Here is a 19,792-nt window from a genome sequence, read left to right as displayed (position 1 = left end):
TAAAAAAACAGGCAACAGACTTGCTACACAATCTTTACATCCGCTTAACACATTTGCCATAAATTGCTGTTAAACTTGCGGCATGAAATTATTCGGCAACACCTGTACCCTTTGCAGGATAAAATGCTGTTGGGTAAGCTCATTACACTTTAGCATTATGTTGTTTTAATGAAAATTGGTATAGTTTGTTATCCAACCTTTGGCGGTAGCGGCGTTGTGGCCACCGAACTGGGTAAAGCCCTGGCCGACCGTGGTCACCAGGTTCATTTTGTTACCTATAATCAGCCCGTAAGGCTCGATTTTTTTTCTGAAAACCTTTTTTACCACGAGGTAGCCGTAAGCAAGTACCCCTTGTTTGAGTACCCCCCGTATGAGTTGGCACTGGCCAGCCGTTTGGTTGATGTGGTCCGTTTCGAAAAACTGGATATATTGCACGTACACTACGCTATTCCGCATGCTTCGGCGGCATTTATGGCTAAGCAAATTTTGGCTACATACGGGATTCATATCCCGGTAATTACCACCCTGCACGGTACCGATATTACCTTGGTAGGTAATGACCGTACCTACAAGCCGGTAGTTACATTTTCTATCAATAAAAGCGATGGCGTTACCTCCGTATCCGAACATTTGCGTAAGGATACTTACCGATTGTTTGAAATAGAAAAGGATATTAAAGTGATCACCAATTTTATTGATCTCCGTCGTTTTAGCCATAGCCCTAAAGGACATTTTAAAAAGGCTATAGCCCCCGATGGGGAAAAGATCCTGGTACATACCTCCAACTTCAGAAAGGTTAAGCGTACGCCCGATGTGGTACGCATTTTTGCTAAGGTTAATGCCGTGCTGCCCTCTAAATTACTTATGGTAGGCGATGGCGAAGACCGCCCTGAATGTGAGCAGCTGGCCCGCGATTTGGGTGTAAGCCATAGCGTGCGCTTTTTAGGTAAACAGGATGCGGTAGAAGAAATCATGTCGGTTTCCGATCTGTTTTTGATGCCTTCTAAATCGGAAAGCTTTGGTTTGGCGGCGCTGGAGGCTATGGCCTGCCGTGTTCCTGTCATCAGCAGTAATGCCGGTGGTTTGCCCGAACTTAATGAAGAGGGTTATACCGGCTTTTTAAGAGAGGTAGGCGATGTTGACGGTATGGCCGAACGCGCCATTTATATGCTACAGGATGAAGACAGACTAAACCAATTTAAAGAGAATGCCCTTACCCACGCCCGCAAATTTGACCTGGCCAATATTTTGCCCGAGTATGAGAACTTTTATTTAGAGGTTATAGCTAATAGTAAACCGTTTTAAGCCCCACTAACATCTTCTTTTAAAAAACAAGAGGGCATGATTTATGTATTATTAATTCAACATACTCTAAATCATATGAAAAAGATACTCGAAATTATTTTAATGGCCGTTGTAATTGGTTTAACAGCTACCTCATGTTCAACTCAAAATGCCGCTACAGGTGTTAGTAACGTAGGTCGTGGTAAATTTACCGGCACCTGGACCATTAGCAATGTAAGCTACCAGGGTTTAATAGAAAGTGCTGTTTCAAATGTTTTCGACGAAGCCCGTCCGTCGGCTTTTGTGGGCAGTACCTGGAAACTGACCAACAGTGGTAACGGCATGTACACCTTGAGCAGCGGCCCATCGCAAACCATTTTTTGGTCAGTAAATAATAATGGTGCTAACGGACAAATGTTCCAGTTCAAAAAAATATTTGAAGGCGATAAAGCTAAAAACGTACAACAAGGTTACCAGTTACTGATTGAAAGTAACGATGGCAACAGCATGGTGTTAAAAACCCCGGTTGCCATTGGCAGTAGCACAGGTTACGTGGTTTACACTTTCAATAAGCAGTAAAAAATAGTATAAAATGAAATAAAAAAACGCCGATGTTGAATAAACGTCGGCGTTTTTTGTTTAAAAGGCTTTGCTGCAGATAACAGTTACCCAGAGTAGATGTTAGATAACTTAATTATGCACCAACTAATTTATACATTAAGGATAGCAGCGGGATACCGGCCTGTGGCTAAGGCCTATGTAATATGAGCGAACAGCCCGGGCCGTAGGCAACGCCCAAAGTAACTAAACATTAGTGCTTAGTAAACCGTAATTTCTCATCTCCTTACACTTCGTTCCTTTCAACCCGCTTTCCCCATCCCCACACTCCTTCCCCGCACCTAATTAATAATCAGCCTTATTTAACGTCAGTTAAAAAAGGAATTGTAATTTTGCCCACCTGAATACTGAATAGGAGAAGATGAATAATAACTCGAAACGTAAACAAGATGCGCTGAATTACCATTCCAAAGGCCGTCCCGGCAAAATACAGGTAATTCCAACCAAGCCTACCAATTCACAACGCGATTTAACCATGGCCTACTCGCCCGGTGTAGCCGAGCCTTGCCGCGAAATTGCCAATAACGTTGATGATGTTTATAAATACACCGCCAAAGGTAACCTGGTAGCGGTGATTAGTAACGGTACTGCTGTGTTAGGTTTGGGTGATATTGGGCCGGAGGCCAGTAAGCCGGTAATGGAAGGTAAGGGCTTATTGTTTAAGATCTATGCCGATATTGATGTGTTCGATTTAGAACTGAACACCAAAAATGTAGATGAATTTGTAAATATAGTAAAGGCATTGGAGCCAACCTTTGGGGGTATCAACCTCGAAGATATTTCGGCACCTACCTGTTTTGAAATAGAACGCCGTTTAAAAGCCGAGATGAAGATCCCGGTAATGCACGACGACCAGCATGGCACGGCCATTATATCGGGTGCGGCGCTAATGAACGCCTGCGAAATTCAGGGTAAGAAACTGGAAGAGATCAAGCTGGTAGTGAACGGTGCCGGTGCCGCGGCAGTATCTTGTACAAAAATGTACCTGATGCTGGGTGTGAAAAAAGAGAACCTGCTGATGTTCGATATCGGCGGTTTAATTACGCCTGAACGTACCGACCTGGACGAGATCCGTTTGGAATTTGCGAGTCACCGTAAAGATGTAATTACCCTGGCCGATGGCATGAAAGATGCCGATGTGTTCATCGGTCTTTCGGCAGGTAATTTGGTAAACGCCGATATGCTGAAAAGTATGGCGCCAAACCCCATAGTTTTCGCCATGGCCAACCCCGAGCCAGAGGTAACTTACGAGATAGCTAAAGAAGCTCGTGAGGATATTATTATGGCAACCGGCCGTAGCGATTACCCTAACCAGGTGAACAACGTTTTAGGTTTTCCTTACATTTTTCGTGGTGCTTTAGACGTAAGGGCTACCGCTATTAACGAAGAAATGAAGATAGCCGCCGTTTACGCAATTGCCGAAATGGCTAAAAAGCCGGTGCCCGAAGCGGTTAACCTGGCTTACAATACCACTAATTTGCGTTTCGGTAGGGATTACATTATCCCTAAGCCTATGGATCAGCGCTTAATTACCGAGGTGTCATCGGCGGTGGCTAAAGCGGCTATGGAATCGGGCGTGGCACGTACGCAAATTACCGATTGGGAAGTTTATGCCGAAGCCCTGCGTACCCGCATTGGTGCCGAAGACAAACTGATGCGTAACCTGAGCGGCAAGGCTAAGCAAGATCCTAAGCGCGTAGTATTTGCCGAAGCCGATAATTATAAAATATTGCGTGCTGCTCAGATCGTTAAAGACGAAGGCATAGCTATTCCTATTTTGTTAGGCAACACCGAAAAAATCAAGCAAATTATTGCTGATCATAAACTGGAGCTGGATGATGTAAAGATTATTAATACCCTGATACCTTGTGAGCGGCAGGATGATTACGCCCAATATCTGTATGAGAAACGCCAGCGCAGGGGCATTACTTTGTACGAGGCTAAAAAAATAATGCGCGACCGTAACTATTACGGTGCCAGCATGGTGCAGTTTGGCGATGCCGATGCGCTGATATCGGGATTAACCAAAAATTATGTAAGCACGGTTAAGCCCGCACTGCAGATCATCGGTACCGAAACGGGCGTAAGCAGGGTAGCCGGTATGTACATGATGATCACCAAAAAAGGTCCGCTGTTTTTTGCCGATACTACGGTGAATGTGAATCCCACCACGCAAGACCTGGTAGATATTACCGTTTTGGTAGAGCGTTCGGTTAAGCAGTTCAACATTAGCCCAAGAATTGCCATGCTTTCGTTCTCCAATTTTGGATCGAACGAAGGCGAAGTACCCGAGAAAACCCGCGAGGCGGTAAAAGTATTGCATAAGCAATACCCCGATATGGTAATAGACGGCGAAATGCAGGCCAATTTTGCCATGAACCCTAACTTGTTAAAAGATAATTACCCGTTTTCCACATTGAATGGCAAGCCGGCCAATACGCTGATTTTTCCTAACCTCGAATCGGGGAACATCGCTTATAAACTGTTACAGGAGGTAGGTGGTGCCGAAGCGGTAGGCCCGATCTTGTTAGGGATGAAAAAGCCGGTGCATGTATTGCAATTAGGCAGTTCGGTACGCGAAATCGTAAACATGGTTACCATTGCGGTGGTTGATGCACAGCAAAAAGCACAGGCCGAGGGTTTGCTGCTGGATTTATAAGTCGATCAAAAAAATGTGATTCGGGTTTGCCAAAACTGGTAAACTTATATTTTATAAAAGGTAAAACGTATAAACGCTCGTTTTACCTTTTTTTAGTAATTTGGGGTTTAATAATTAACAATTTAAAAAATAAAGCCCTTAGGGGAGGGTTAAGATAGCTTATGTACGCATATATTGATGGCAAACTGGTATTTAAAAGCCCTGCTTATGTGGTAATTGATGCGGGTGGCGTAGGTTATCACATCAACATTTCATTAAATACTTTCTCCAAACTGGGCGATGCCGAGCGTTGTAAATTATATGTATGGCAGCATGTAAAAGAAGACGGCCATACGCTCTACGGCTTTTTCGACGAAGGTGAGAAACGCTTGTTCCTCCATTTGATCTCGGTATCGGGCATTGGGCCAAATACGGGCCGTATGATGCTGTCGTCTATTACTCCTCAAGAAATTCAGGCGGCTATTGTGCAGGGAAACGTTACGCAAATTCAGCGTATTAAAGGGATCGGTCCTAAATCGGCCCAGCGGGTAATACTCGAATTACAGGATAAACTGCGTAAGGACGGGCCAGATACCCTGACCAGCATGCCAGCCAATAACACGGTTAAAGATGAGGCACTTTCGGCATTGGTAATGCTGGGCTTTGCCCGTAATGCAGCCGAAAAAGTGATAGACCAGGAACTTGGGCGAAATAACGATAATTTAACAGTGGAACAACTGATTAAATCTGCCTTAAAAACCTTATAATTATATCGCTAATTTAAAAGGCACGCTTGGCTAAAAATTTTACTTTAAATTTTATTGTATGGTTGTTATTATGCTCTGCTTGCGGTGGGATGGGAGAGGCTTATGCCCAAAAAAATCCTGGCAAGGGTAAGGATTCTCTCCTGATCAGTGTGCCTTACCGAACAGAAAGATCCAAAAACTTTAAGCTGAGAGAAGGTCGTTTTGAGAACGATCCGCCTAATTTGGTGCGCACCATACAGTACGATGCCGCCACTAATCGCTATGTGCTTATTGAAAAGGTGGGCAACCTGCTTTACCGTGCTCCGCGCTATTTAACATTTGTGGAATATTTGCAGCTTACCCAGCAGCAAAACCGGCGCGAATATTTTAAAAAGCTGACCGATGATTACGCCTACAGTTCGCAGCAGCCGGGCTTTATTCCGCAAATTAAAATTCGGAGCCGTACGTTTGAGCAGATATTTGGCAGCAATGTTATAGATATCCGTCCGCAGGGCTCGGCGCAGCTGGTGTTTGCCGGTCAGGTAAATAGTAACCAAAACCCTTTATTCAATACACAGCAACGCAAGCAGTTCAACTTTAATTTCGATCAACGCATCCAAATGAATATTACGGGTGCCATTGGCGATAAGCTGAAGATAGCCACCAATTATAATACCGATGCGCAGTTTCAGTTCGAAAACCAGGTAAAGCTCGATTATACCGGTAAGCCCGATGAGATCATTCAGAAGATTGAAGCCGGTACCGTTAGCATGCCGCTGAACACGTCTTTAATACGCGGGAGCCAGGCACTGTTCGGTTTAAAAACCAAGTTGAAGTTTGGCAGGCTGGATGTAACCAGTATTTTCTCTCAGCAGCGTTCACAGGCTAAAACCATTACCATTACCAACGGCTCACAGCAGGGTGAGTTTCGCCTTACCCCGGCCGATTATGAGGCCAACCGTCACTATTTTCTGGCTAAGTACTTTCGCGATAATTATAACAAGGCACTCGCTAATATCCCCATCATCAGTTCTAACGTAACCGTAACCCGTGTAGAGGTGTGGACTACCAACCGTACTAACACCACTACCGATTCGCGCGACATCATCGGGTTGTTAGATTTGGGGGAGAATCAGCCTTTCAACACGGCTCTGTTGCAAGGCGGACCAGGATTTTCGGGCTTGCCCGCCGGTTTCCAGGGACCAGGCTTTACGCAGCAATCCAACTCGCTGATGAACCGGTTATTAAGTTTACCTAACCAAGGCCGTTTGACCAACTCTAACGATGTAGCCAATTTTTTTCAGCCATCGGGCGCTACCGATAACTACGCCAAGCTGCCCTATTCGCGCAAGCTCACCAGCAAAGAGTTTACCCTACATCCGCAACTGGGTTATATTTCGCTAAACTACCCGCTTAACAATGATGAGGTACTGGCCGTAGCTTACCGCTACACATATAATGGCGTGGAATACCAGGTAGGTGAGTTTTCCAATGATATTCCGGTTGATGCTACCAACCCTAAGGCCTTATACGTAAAGTTACTCAAGAACGAGATCCTGAAAACCAACCTGCCAACCTGGGACCTAATGATGAAGAACATCTACTCTTTAGGTGCATACCAGGTTAGCCCGGTGAATTTCAGGATGACCATTGCCCGCTTAGACGATCAATCGAACATTGAAAAGCCTTTACTAACCGAAGGCGATACTACTATAAAAGGAAAGCTTTGGCTGCAATTAACAAACCTTGATAGATTAAGCCAGCAAAACGACCGCCGGCCCGATGGTTACTTTGACTTTTTGGAAGGCATCACTATCGATTCGCAAAACGGGCGCATTATGTTCCCAACCATCGAGCCCTTCGGCAGCGACCTGGCCCGCAGATTTGCGGGCAGTCCGCAATTGTTAAACCGTTATATTTATCAGCCGCTCTACGATTCGGTACGTACTATTGCCCAGCAGTTTTTCCCGCAGTTGAACCGCTATGTAATTAAGGGTACCTATTCCTCTCAATCGGGTTCGGAGTTTCAGTTGAATGCCGTTAATATTCCGCAGGGTTCGGTAGTGGTAAATGCAGGTGCCTTACGTTTGGTAGAGGGCACCGATTTTACGGTGGATTATAGCATTGGCCGTATCCGCGTACTTAATCAGTCGCTGTTGGCATCGGGGCAACCGCTTACGGTTAATATAGAAAATAACGAACTCTTCGGCATCCAGCAAAAAACCTTGTATGGTTCCCGGTTCGATTACAGGGCCAGCCCTAAACTGGCCTTGGGCGGTACCATTATGCACTTAACCGAACAGCCGCTTACCCAAAAGCAAATCATAGGCGAGGAGTCGGTATCGAACACCATTATGGGGCTGGATGTAAACTACAGCACCGAATCGCGCTGGTTAACGCGCATGGTAGATAGGTTGCCGTTCATTAACACCAAAGCACCATCCTTTATTAACTTTAGCGGTGAGGTGGCCCGTTTAATTCCGGGTAGTCCGGCCGCGTTGAACTTTGCCGGTTCTAAAAAAGGTACTTCTTATTTGGATGATTTTGAAAGCAGCCAATCGGTCATCGATCTGAAAAGCGCTTTAGCCTGGCAAATATCGGGCACGCCGCAGTTGTTTAACGAGTCGAGGTTGTTTAACGATCTGAGCTACGGCTTTAACCGCGCTCGTTTATCATTCTACAACATCGACCCTATATTTTATAATTCCAGTTCTACCTTCAATATTTCACGTGCCGATCTATCGAACCATTACGTACGGCAAGTGCTCGAAACAGAAGTATTGCCTTACCGCCAATCGGTTACCGGGCAACCTTTGTTATTACCAACGCTCGATCTTGCTTTTTACCCTAATACACGTGGTCAGTATAACTATACCACAACCGGTGTAAACCCCGATGGTACGCTGCAAAATCCGCGTACGCGCTGGGGAGGTTTGTTCCGCAAGCTGGAAACCAATGATTTTGAATCGCTCAATGTGCAGTATATTGAGTTTTGGGTAATGGATCCGTTCATCTACAAACCTAACTCCCAAGGCGGAGATTTGTACCTTAACTTGGGTAGCATCTCCGAAGATATATTAAAGGATGGTCGTAAATCGGTAGAGAACGGTTTACCTCCTGATGGTACTACAGCCGCAACCGATGAAACCGTGTGGGGCCGTGTGCCACGCCTGCAACCGGTAATTAATGCATTTGATAGTAACCCCGATGCCCGCCGTTTGCAGGATATAGGTTTGGACGGCTTAAACGATACCGGCGAGCAAACCAAGTTTTCGGGATTTGTGCAGCAGGTAAGGGCGCAGTTAACACCGGCTGCTGCTAATATATTGGCGGCCGATCCATCGACAGATAATTACCAGTATTACCAGGGTCCGCAGCTGGATCAAAACCGGGCCAGTATTTTACAACGTTATAGCCGTTATAATGGTACGGAGGGTAACTCTAAAACCGCCGAACAATCGCAAGCGGAGTTTGGTATATCCACCTCGGCCTCTACCTCTTTGCCCGATGGTGAAGATTTGAACCGCGATAACGGTATGAGCCAGGCCGACGAATATTTTCAATACAAGGTTTCCATTCGCCCGGCCGATCTGGTGGTAGGTCAAAATTTTATTAATGATAAGGTGACCTCAAACGTGGCCCTGCCCGATGGTACCACACAGCAGGTAAGCTGGTACCAGTTCAGGGTGCCTATTGCAGGTTACCAATCGCGCGCCGGTAATATTCAGGATTTTAAGGCCATTCGCTATATGCGTATGTTTATGACCAATTTTGCCGATACCACCATTGTGCGGATGGGTACGTTGCAACTGGTACGTGGCGAATGGCGTACCTATAACGTAGAAAATAATGCCACCAAGGTAATTGCCGACCCGGTGCTGGTTAATGCTCCGCTCGATAATTCGACCCTGAACGTACAGGCTGTAAACGTAGAAGCTAACGGTAACCGCAGCCCCATACCGTATGTGCTGCCGCCGGGCATCGATCGGCAGCGCGATTATAACAACCTGCGTACCGATACCCGCCTGAACGAGCAATCGCTGGCGCTGAATGTGTTGAACCTGCGTAACGGATATTCGCGTGCGGCTTACCGAACTTTTTATAATGATTTGCGTGCCTACAAGCGCCTGCAAATGTTCATACATGCCGAAGGCGATCAGCTGAACGATAAAGACCTGAGCGCATTTATACGTTTAGGGGTAGATTACCAGGACAGTTATTACGAGTACGAAATCCCGCTAAAAATTACCCGCCCCGGTACGTCCGACCCTGGCGCGATATGGCCCGATGTAAATAACCTCGACCTGGAACTGGCAGCTTTAACCCGTGCTAAACTGGCGCGTGATAATGCCATTGCCACCGGGCAAGCTTCCTTAACGGTACCTTTTTCTATAATGGATGGCAATAACAAAATCACCATTAAGGGCCAGCCCGATCTGAGCCGCTTACGTGCCATTATGCTGGGGGTGCGTAACCCGTACAAAGCTACCGGGGGCTTCGATAAATCGGCTATAGTGTGGTTTAACGAATTACGCTTAACCGATTTTGACCAGCGTGGAGGCTGGGCTGCTACCGCCCGTTTGAACGCCAAACTGGCCGATTTTGGTGATGTATCTTTAGCCGGTAGCAAAACTACCATTGGTTTCGGTTCGATAGAACAACGGGTAAGCGAACGCAGCCGCAGCGACAACCAAACCTTTGATGTGGCCGGTAGCCTGGAGTTAGGCAAGCTGTTTCCCACAAAAACCGGGATGCACATCCCGATGTATGTGAACCTATCGCAACAGGTGGCTATGCCGCAATACAACCCTGCCCAGCCCGATGTGGAACTGAAAGATGCTATAGCCAATGCTTCAACACAGGAAAAGAAGGATGAGATTAAACGGATAGCGCAGGATTATACCATGCGCAAGAGTATCAACTTTACTAATGTGCACAAAGCTAAGGTGAATCCGGCCGAACCCGTTCGCCTTTGGGATGTAGAAAACCTGACTGGTACTTATGCCTATTCGGAATACGAACACCACGATTTTATTACCGAGAACGATTATCAAAAAGTGTATAAAGTAGCTTTGGCCTATAACTATTTGAACCAGGCCAAATACTACACGCCGTTGGAAAAGGTGATCAAAAGTAATATGCTTACCTTATTACGAGATTTCAATTTCAGCATACTGCCGTCGCGGTTAAATTTCGCCATCAGCTTTGATCGTTTTTATTCGGAAAACACGCTGCGTAACAACGACCCCAATAACTTTTTACCCATCCCTACTACTACCTTCAACAAAAACTTTAACATTACCCGTGTTTATGGGATAGGCTGGAACCTGACCAAATCCTTACAAATGGATATCGATGCTACTAACCTGGGGGTAGTAGACGAACCTGCCGGCCGGGTGAACGGTATGAAGCGCGATACCCTTTGGGAAAACCTGAAACGATTGGGCCGTACTACCAATTATAACCACACACTCAACTTTAACTACACCGTACCTATTGGTAAAGTGCCCGGATTAGATTGGGTAAGCACCATTGCCCGTTACAGCACCAATTTCAACTGGCAAACTCAACCTAAGTTTGCAATTGATGATGCCAACTACGATGTGGGTAATACTATTCAAAATTCACGGTCGGTACAATTGAATCCTACCTTAAACCTTAGCGGTTTATACAACAAATTTGCGGCCATCCGTCAGTTCAATAATGCCGATAGTAAGGGAAGTAAAGGCGCTAAAATTTTGGTAGGTCTGTTAACCAGTATTAAGAATATAGGTGGTACCTATACCCGCAGCGAGGGTACTTACTTACCCGGCTACCTGCCCACTACCTCGTTTGGCGGTCAGGATTTTAGTTATAATGCACCCGGCATAGGTTTTTTATTAGGCAGCCAGGCCGATATTCGTCCACGGGCGGTAGCTAACGGCTGGCTAAGCACCGATACGCTGCAAAACCAGCTTTATACCAATACCCTGAACGAGGATATGCACCTCCGAAGCACCATCAGGCCATTTGCCGATCTAACTATTGAACTCACCGCTTTCCGTACGCAGGACCGTAACTTTCAAACTAATTACAAGTTCAATTCAAACAGTAACAACTTTGAAAGTTTAAGCCCTATTACCTCGGGTACGTACAGTGTATCGTTCCTTTCTATTGGTACTGCTTTCAGCCAGGACAAAGGGCCTAATAATTACTCTTCCACCTTTCAAAAACTGCTGGATAGCCGACTAGTAATTTCACAGCGTTTAGGTCAGCAAAATGCCAACTCGGGCGGTACTACAGCGGGTGGCTACCGCGATGGTTACGGGCCAAATCAGCAGGATGTATTGGTGGGCGCATTTATGGCGGCTTATGGCGGTAAGGATGCAGGCAGTGTAGGCCTGAACAGCTTTCCTAAAATACCTATCCCTAACTGGCAGGTTACTTATAATGGCCTGAGCCGCGTAAGCTGGTTCAGAGAGTTTTTCGATTCATTCGACCTGCGCCATGGGTACCGTTCTGCCTATAACGTAAATAGTTATAACTCGCTGATCCGCTACCGCGAACTGAATGGTGCATCGAGCGAGCGCGATGTAAATACCGACTTTTTGCCTTTTTACCAGTTTAGCCAGGTGACCATATTTGAGCAGTTTGTACCGTTAGTAGGGGTTGATGTGCGTTTTAAAAACAGCATGACCGTAAATGCCGAATACCGCCAAAGCCGTACCATGAGCCTGAGTTTATTAAATAGTCAGCTGGCGCAGCAAAACGAAAAAATTATGGTATTTGGCTTTGGTTACCGTACCCGCAACTTTCATTTTCCGTTTGGCTTGTTCAGCAACTTTAAGCTGAATAACGACCTGAACTTTAAAATGGATTTCGCCCTGCGCGATAACAAGATCGTAATCTACCGCGCAGATGTGGAAACCGCTGAAATATCGGCCGGAGCTAAGAACATCACCGTGCGCCCGTCCATAGATTATGTGATCAACCAGCGCTTCAACTTCAACCTCTTTTACGATTCCAACATTACCAAGCCCTACACCTCGCAAACGTTTAATACGGCGTTTACCAATTTTGGTATTAACTTGAAGTTGTTGTTGCAGTAAGGGGTTTAGCAGAATTAAATATCTAAGCTTCTTGAGAAAAACAGTGAACACTATTTAAGGATGAAATTATATGATAGTTATCCAAAAAGATACTAAAACCAAGGTTCCTAAACATTTTCATAATGTAAATAATGTTTGTGCTTACATTTATGACCAATTAACGGAGATTCTATCCCATCCTTTCTACATGGATATGGGCAATTCAAATTTTGATTTTGGCGATGACGAAGAGTTAAAAGCAGCTTTCAATAATAGTAATGATCATCCGCTTGATATACTGCATAAAGCTGAAAGGAGCTATGAAATAGAAATTATAGTAACCAAGCATGTTGTAATGTCAATTATAGCAGACATGGTTAATTTTATATACGAGTCTATTATTATTGCACAGAAGTGTAAGATGAGTGTAGCTTACGCATTACTACGCAAACCATTTACCGATCAGTTGCTAATATTAGAACAGATATTAGCAGACAGAAAGGATTTTATAGATCGTTATTATTTTGATGGTGATCCTCAGAAATATGACCCCAGTGCAAGAGGGCTTGACAAGAAGGCTATCATTGATAGTGCACTTGCAAAGTTGGGTTCTGTTGTTTTTCAGTCGGATATAATATACAAGTTACGATATGATAAGGTTTTTGAACCGGGTATTAATGCTTTTAGCAATCATGCACTTCACATTGTGACTAATGATAAAAGTTATAAAACAGAAAGACAGGGATTAAATTTCACATTTCCTTTTGAGGATGATGATATTAATGGTTTGTTTGAACACTATTATTATAGTGTATCAATACTTCTAATTTATACCGCATCTGTTGTAGATAAAATTATTTTCGAGTTAATTGAAAATAGAGATGGCCGTAGGGAGGAAAAAATGTTTAAACGTTTTATAGCAACAATGATGCTATATGATGACGAGGAGAAAGCATTCTCTAAAAAAATGTATTTAATGTTTTCCAAGATGTTAGTTACTAAATGCGAAATTTGCAAACATGTAAATAAGTTTACTAAGCGAGACTTTGAGAATTATTTTTATGAACATTTATTCTATTGTAAAAAGTGCTATAATCCTGTAAATCTTTCTAAACTTGCACTTGAGATGCTTGACCAATCCTTGCAATTATCTGTATAATAGAAACATAGTAGCATAATGTTTAATGCAATATGGTTTTTTAATTAATGTTAAATTGTTAATTAGTAACGTTTCTCAATCAATCCTCACCTCTAACCTGTTTTTGGTAGTCTAATCCATCCAAACCACGCTTCAACTTCCCAAAATGCTGACGAAGCGATTTTTTGTTGGCGTTATCGGTTAACTGCGCAATAGCTTGTTGAACCTTTTCTTTTGTAACCGGTGTTTTTATCTCAATGGTCATATTCAATTATAATATTTAATTGTGCAAATCAATTCGGGTAAGGAAAAAAAGGGCCGATTTCACCTGACAGGCTTCTACGACTGAGCGAAATACTTTGTGAGCGTCCATGCTCACATAAGCAAAAAAACTGTTCATAAAAGCGTTCATATCTGTTCATAAAACGTTCACGCGTGAACACTTTTGGGCTTGTTTTCATCAATATTGGCTGCTCCTTCATCCGCAAAAATGCATATGAATGCGGAAGAATAAGGTTTTTCGCGGTTTTATGAATAAAAATTGGATGCTTTTCCGTGAACACTATGGACATTAATTTTTCCTGCCTTTACGTATAGCCCTGCGTTTCTGACGTAGGGCTTTGTTAACACGACGGCGTTCTTTATCGGCCAGGTGACGGGCTATGTGCTGTTTAACTTCCTTTTCGGTAGCGTCATCGTAACCGGCGCTGGCTTTAATGCCAATACCCAGGGTTTTCCAAACGCTTTTAAAAAATGGCGTATCGGGCTGGCGCACGTAATTAATGTTGAAGGTTCGGGGTTCATCGCCCGGTTCATCGGGGTTGTTGCGTTTTACTATTAAGGCGTTGGCTAACAAAGAGGCAATGGCCCGGTGCCTGTACTTTTGGGTAACCGTGTCCATTTTTAATATGTGTACTTTTAGGTTATGGTATAAAAATGATACTTTTCCTTTAGCGGCGTATCGGTCGGCTTTAAAGTCGAAGCTCAATTTATCTAACCAACCCGATTTAATTTCCACCAGGCCAAAGGGTATTACCGCTTTATTCAGCATTTCCAGATCCATGGTGCCCACCCAGCCTTTGTAGGTGTAACTCCTGGCCGAATCGGTTAGGTTAAATGTAAATTCTGCTTCCAGCGGCCCTGCATCCATCAGGTAAGAATTAAGATGCACGCGGGTAATGTTATTCTTTTTTAGAGCATCAGGCTCGTTGGTGATGTTATAGATATGGCCACGCGTGTTGTTGTACGAAATGATGCCCTGCTTGTGCGATTTTCTACCGTAGCCTTTGTAAGTAATATGAATGCGGTTAAGTTCTACAGTATCCAGCGTGAATTTGCTTTTAAGCTGTTGGATGGCTACATTAGGGAAAGTAATTAAACGATCACCCTTTTTAGCCTGCGCCCCCGGGTTGGTAAATACGGTAAAGTTGCCCCGTTTAAGCAGCAGGTGGCCGGCATTAAGTAAGCGAAACTTATTATACTTTTTAAAATCAAAACCATTAAGTTTTAGGGTATCTGTATCAAAGGAGAACCAGGTACGTATTTTTCGTTTTAAAAAAAGAGAATCGGCTGCGGGTATCAAGCCTACTCCGGTAGCATATAATTTAGAGGTTAAGGTAGAATATAGCAGTTGCTTAATTTTATAAGTATAAAGCCCGTTATCGGTTGGGCGGCTGAAATTGTTAAGCTCCAACTGTATATCTTTAAAATAAAATAACCGCGAAGCATCAGTTTGCGTGGTGGAGTCAATCAGCAGGTCTTTAGCCAGCAAGTTCATTTCCTTTAGTTCTGATATGTTAAGTTTATTACCCGAGTAATCTTTGTACATGAACTTTACATCGTTCAGCATAACCTCCCCAATATGTGCAGATTTAAGTATGCTTTTAATACGTTGCCAGGCATTGACCTGATATTGAGAAGTATCCGCTTTTTGGTTGAGCTGGTAACTCACCTGCAGTTCAGGTTCGCTTAAAATGATCTGACCTATATCAAGTTGCTTATGATAGTACAATTTAAGCGGATGGATACGCTTAAAAACAATTCGTTTAACTTTTAGGGTGTAAAGATTATTGGGTGCAGTTCCCATACGTAATCTGCGCTGGTAAACGGCCGAATCGGGCTTTAGGGTGAGGTTGTGAATCACCAGTTTGCCTTGAACTATGTGCAGGTCGGCATCGGTAAAATCAGCGTGGTACAGGCTATCGGTACTGGTTAATACGGTACTGCGCACTTTGTCGGCCAAAATGGGCGACCAATACCGGTTCACAAAGTAGGCTACAACGGTTATTACAAACAAGAAAACTAATAAAACAATGGCTAATACTTTTTGCCACCTGTGTTCTAAAAACTTTATTGCCATTTATATCCCATCTCTATTTATAATCAAACTTATACTATTTCTTTTAATTGTCTCTCCCAAAATAGTTATTTGAATTGAAACAGAAGACAACCAATAGTAAATGGGGCGATAATAGCATGATTGGAGGATGGTTGCACCCTACACGTAAAGCATTGCACCTTTAACGGCAATAAATTGAAAAGTCATTTTTGTTAATATCTGCCAATATGTCACGCTATTAATTAAAAATTACTTATTTTTGCAACTCAAAAATTTAAATTAATGATGGATTTGCTTATTCCAGAAAAAGTACATGATGAAAGCAGGCAAGGTGAACCTTTGATGCTGGAGCAAACCCCCGAAAAATATAATGGTCGTAAATTGTACATTGAAAGTTATGGCTGCGCCATGAACTTTTCGGACAGCGAGATTGTAGCGTCTATATTGCTCGACAAAGGCTTTGAAACTACCAAGGATTTTACCAATGCCGACGTGATCTTTATTAACACCTGCTCTATACGCGAAAATGCCGAGGTAAGGGTACGTAACCGCCTGAAAGAATTCAAGGTGGCCAAATCTAACAATCCGGGTATGATAGTAGGTGTATTAGGCTGTATGGCCGAACGCCTGAAAGCTAAATTTTTAGAAGAAGAAAAGTTAGTTGATGTAGTAGTAGGCCCTGATGCTTACCGCGATCTGCCTAACCTGATAGACCAGGTTGATAGTGGGCAAAAGGCGGTGAACGTGTTGCTATCTCGCGAGGAAACCTATGCCGATATTAGCCCGGTACGCTTAAACAGCAACGGCATCAACGCATTTGTATCTATTATGCGTGGTTGCGATAATATGTGCTCGTTTTGCGTAGTGCCGTTTACCCGTGGCCGCGAACGCAGCCGCGATCCACAGTCTATTATTAAAGAATGTACCGATTTGTTTGGCCAAGGTTACCGCGAGGTTACTTTGCTGGGTCAAAATGTAGATTCATACAAATGGAAGCCAGAAGTTGAAGGCGAAAGCATCAGCATAGCCGAAATTAAGGGGACTAACTTTGCCCAATTATTAGCTATGGTTGCTGCAATCAGTCCCGAATTGCGTGTGCGTTTTTCTACTTCGCATCCAAAAGATATTACTGATGAGGTGCTGCATACTATTGCTGAGCACGATAATATTTGCAAATACATTCACCTGCCGGTACAGTCGGGCAACAGCCGTATATTGGAACTGATGAATCGTACTTATGACCGTGAGTGGTACATCAACCGTATCGATGCCATCCGTCGTATTATACCGGGTTGTGCCATATCAACCGATGTAATCACTGGTTTTTGCAGCGAAACAGACGAAGAGCACCAGGAAACCGTAAGTATGATGGACTACGTACAATACGATTTTGCCTACATGTTTATGTACTCGGAGCGTCCCGGGACTTTAGCTGCCAAGCGCTATGCCGATGATATACCCGATGCCGTAAAAAGCGCCCGGTTAACCGAAATTGTAGCCAAACAACAGCAACATTCACATTTGCGGATGCAAGCCCAGTTAGGTAAAGTGCAAAAGGTGCTGATCGAAGGTTTCTCTAAAAAATCAAAGAACGATTACGCCGGCCGCAGCGATCAAAATGCTATGGTAGTATTCCCGGTTAAAGAAGGATACAAGCCGGGTATGTACGCCTATGTGTTGGCTGAAAGGTGTACATCGGCGACCTTAATGGGACGAATAATTTAGAGACAAGAAACAAGAGCCAAGAGACAAGTTTGATGAAGCACAATTTTAAGAACCTTAAAGTTTGGCAAAAGGCAATGGACCTTACCGATCTTACTTACAGTTATTGTGGTGAACTGCCTTCAACAGAACGCTATAATTTGATAGATCAGATTAATAGATGCTCTTGTTCTATACCCTCAAATATTGCTGAAGGCTCTGGCAAAAGAACTAATATACACACGGCTGAATTTCTATCTACGTCGCTAACTTCTTCTTTTGAGTTAGAGACACAGTTGCTAATATGTAAAAGAAGACAGTATGGAAATATAGAAAAATTAGAAAGTTGTTTAAGTTTATTAGAGGAGGTTCAAAAAATGATCTTTGCTTTCAGAGAGCACGTGGTCAATAAACCTGTTAATCCAATATAAACTTGGCTCTTGTCTCTTGGTTCTTGTTTCTATTTTTTACAACTTATGACAGTACAAGAAATTAAACAACGCTTCGGGATCATCGGCAATTCGCCGTTGTTGAACCGGGCTATAGATATAGCTAATCAGGTTTCGCCTACCGATATTTCGGTGCTCATTACCGGGGAAAGCGGGAGCGGGAAGGAAGCCTTTTCGCACATTATTCACCAATTGAGCCCACGTAAGCACGGGCCTTTTATTGCCGTAAACTGCGGCGCCATACCCGAGGGCACTATCGACTCGGAATTATTTGGGCACGAAAAAGGTGCTTACACGGGTGCCGTAGGCGAGCGTAAAGGTTATTTTGAAACCGTAAATGGCGGTACTATATTTTTAGATGAAATAGGAGAGATGCCTTTAGGTACCCAGGCCCGCTTACTGCGGGTTTTAGAATCGGGGCAGTTCATCCGCGTAGGTTCATCTAAAGTTGAAAAAAGCAATGTGCGGGTAATTGCAGCTACTAACGTAGATGTTTACGAGGCCGTTAAAGCAGGTAAGTTTCGCGAGGATTTGTATTATCGTCTAAATACTGTTCCGTTGAGGATACCGCCACTGCGTGACAGAAAGGAAGACGTTTACCTGCTATTCCGCAAGTTCTCGGCCGATTTTACCGACAAATACCGCTCACCAGCTTTACAATTGGATGAAGGAGCACAGCAAGTTTTAACCAACTATACCTGGCCGGGTAATGTTCGTCAGCTAAAAAATATTGCCGAGCAATTAGCTGTATTGGAGCGCGACCGTACCATCACCGCTGCCACGCTGTTAACCTATATTCCGCATGAAGCAGGTAGGAGCAACTTGCCTATGCGCCTGGATAACCAGCCCCGAGAAGATTTTTCGGAGCGAGACATCCTGTACAAGGTTTTGTTTGACATGAAGCGCGACATGGTGGAGCTAAAGAAACTGGTGGCTGAAATTATTGAACACGGCGGAGCTGCAGGTAACTATACGCCCAATACGCAAACCCTTAGCCAGCTCTATCATGATATTGAGTTACCCGCCCGCCAGGAAGCACAATTTACCATTCAACAGCCCGTTGTTAATAATCATAGTAATAATAACATCAATGGTAATGATTCGATGATTACCCCGCACGCCGAGGAAGTGGAAGAATCACTTTCGCTGGTGGAAAAGGAATCGGACCTGATACGCAAGGCCTTGAAAAAACACAAAGGCAAGCGTAAACTGGCGGCTAACGAGCTGGGGATCTCGGAGCGTACACTGTATAGAAAAATAAAAGAACTGAACCTGTAATGTTAAAAAATAAACTGCTGAGTTTTATGGTGGCAATGGCGGCTTTGTTATACTCGTCGTGCTCTGTTACGTTAAATGGTGCCTCTATACCGCCCGATATGAAAACCATTAACGTGGCGTTTTTTGAAAACACCGCGCCATTGGTAGTTAACACCCTGAGCACTTCTTTTACCGAGGCGTTAAAAGACCGTATCCGTTCGCAAACCCGGTTAGGGATAGTAAGGGGCGAGGCCGATGCTACTATTGAAGGTACTATTACAGGTTACAGTATTGCGCCGGTATCTATACAGGCCACCAATAACACCACAGCACCTATTGCCACCGCCACACGTTTAACTATTACGGTTAACGTAAAGTATGTCAACAATAAAGACAAAAAGCTATCGCCCGATTTTGAACAGTCTTTTTCGCGCTATATCGATTTTACAGGTGACCTAAATTCAAGGGAACAAGACCTCATCAGGATCATTAATCAGCAGTTGACCGAGGATATTTTTAACAAAGCCTTTGCAAACTGGTAATCATTTTTGTAGTT

12 protein-coding genes are annotated in these 19,792 nt (G+C 43.9%); 10 read left to right on the top strand and 2 right to left on the bottom strand.

Going from position 1 to position 19,792, the window contains the following annotated elements; translation table 11 throughout:
• Positions 1 to 168: 168 nt before the first annotated feature.
• The 6 genes from bshA to ACFQ3S_RS16970 all read left to right on the top strand — a co-directional run bounded on the left by bshA (position 169) and on the right by ACFQ3S_RS16970 (position 13,512).
• Entirely contained in the window at positions 169 to 1,305 is a 1,137-nt protein-coding gene (gene bshA, locus ACFQ3S_RS16995; RefSeq protein ID WP_377166660.1) for an N-acetyl-alpha-D-glucosaminyl L-malate synthase BshA, read from the top strand.
• A gap of 75 nt (positions 1,306 to 1,380) precedes the next feature.
• On the top strand, positions 1,381 to 1,863 hold the full coding sequence (locus tag ACFQ3S_RS16990; protein WP_377166658.1) for a hypothetical protein: 483 nt from the start codon (positions 1,381 to 1,383) through the stop codon (positions 1,861 to 1,863).
• A 400-nt stretch (positions 1,864 to 2,263) separates the two neighbouring features.
• A complete protein-coding gene (locus ACFQ3S_RS16985) occupies positions 2,264 to 4,561 on the top strand; it encodes an NADP-dependent malic enzyme (protein ID WP_377166656.1) in 2,298 nt (765 codons plus the stop codon).
• A 161-nt stretch (positions 4,562 to 4,722) separates the two neighbouring features.
• Positions 4,723 to 5,307 (top strand): Holliday junction branch migration protein RuvA, encoded by a 585-nt coding sequence (ruvA, locus tag ACFQ3S_RS16980; protein WP_377166654.1) that lies wholly within the window; start codon positions 4,723 to 4,725, stop codon positions 5,305 to 5,307.
• A gap of 26 nt (positions 5,308 to 5,333) precedes the next feature.
• Entirely contained in the window at positions 5,334 to 12,374 is a 7,041-nt protein-coding gene (sov, locus tag ACFQ3S_RS16975) for a T9SS outer membrane translocon Sov/SprA (RefSeq protein ID WP_377166652.1), read from the top strand.
• Between the two features lie 70 nt (positions 12,375 to 12,444).
• Positions 12,445 to 13,512: a hypothetical protein gene (locus ACFQ3S_RS16970; RefSeq protein ID WP_377166650.1), complete on the top strand. Its 1,068-nt coding sequence runs from the start codon at positions 12,445 to 12,447 to the stop codon at positions 13,510 to 13,512.
• Positions 13,513 to 13,591: 79 nt separating this feature from the next.
• Here the strand turns inward: ACFQ3S_RS16970 and ACFQ3S_RS16965 are convergent, their stop codons facing one another.
• Together ACFQ3S_RS16965 and ACFQ3S_RS16960 are read right to left on the bottom strand one after the other, a co-directional pair.
• Complete coding sequence (locus tag ACFQ3S_RS16965; protein ID WP_377166648.1) at positions 13,592 to 13,756, bottom strand: hypothetical protein; 165 nt, start codon at positions 13,754 to 13,756, stop codon at positions 13,592 to 13,594.
• A gap of 306 nt (positions 13,757 to 14,062) precedes the next feature.
• The gene (locus ACFQ3S_RS16960) at positions 14,063 to 15,850 is read right to left on the bottom strand and encodes a hypothetical protein (protein ID WP_377166646.1); all 1,788 of its coding nucleotides are present in this window, start codon (positions 15,848 to 15,850) and stop codon (positions 14,063 to 14,065) included.
• Between the two features lie 261 nt (positions 15,851 to 16,111).
• Between ACFQ3S_RS16960 and miaB the strand changes: the two genes are divergently transcribed.
• Genes miaB through lptE form a run of 4 tightly spaced genes read left to right on the top strand, consistent with a single transcriptional unit; the run spans position 16,112 to position 19,778 of the window.
• On the top strand, positions 16,112 to 17,554 hold the full coding sequence (miaB, locus tag ACFQ3S_RS16955; RefSeq protein WP_377166644.1) for a tRNA (N6-isopentenyl adenosine(37)-C2)-methylthiotransferase MiaB: 1,443 nt from the start codon (positions 16,112 to 16,114) through the stop codon (positions 17,552 to 17,554).
• A 32-nt stretch (positions 17,555 to 17,586) separates the two neighbouring features.
• Entirely contained in the window at positions 17,587 to 17,961 is a 375-nt protein-coding gene (locus ACFQ3S_RS16950; protein WP_377166642.1) for a four helix bundle protein, read from the top strand.
• Between the two features lie 45 nt (positions 17,962 to 18,006).
• Positions 18,007 to 19,257 (top strand): sigma-54 interaction domain-containing protein, encoded by a 1,251-nt coding sequence (locus ACFQ3S_RS16945; RefSeq protein WP_377166640.1) that lies wholly within the window; start codon positions 18,007 to 18,009, stop codon positions 19,255 to 19,257.
• Positions 19,257 to 19,778 (top strand): LPS assembly lipoprotein LptE, encoded by a 522-nt coding sequence (gene lptE / locus ACFQ3S_RS16940; RefSeq protein WP_377166638.1) that lies wholly within the window; start codon positions 19,257 to 19,259, stop codon positions 19,776 to 19,778. Before ACFQ3S_RS16945 ends, lptE begins: the two co-directional genes overlap by 1 nt.
• Positions 19,779 to 19,792 lie beyond the last annotated feature (14 nt).

It is taken from the genome of Mucilaginibacter terrae (assembly GCF_042679325.1).
GTDB lineage: Bacteria > Bacteroidota > Bacteroidia > Sphingobacteriales > Sphingobacteriaceae > Mucilaginibacter > Mucilaginibacter terrae.
This window is presented reverse-complemented; position numbering and strand designations above follow the sequence as displayed.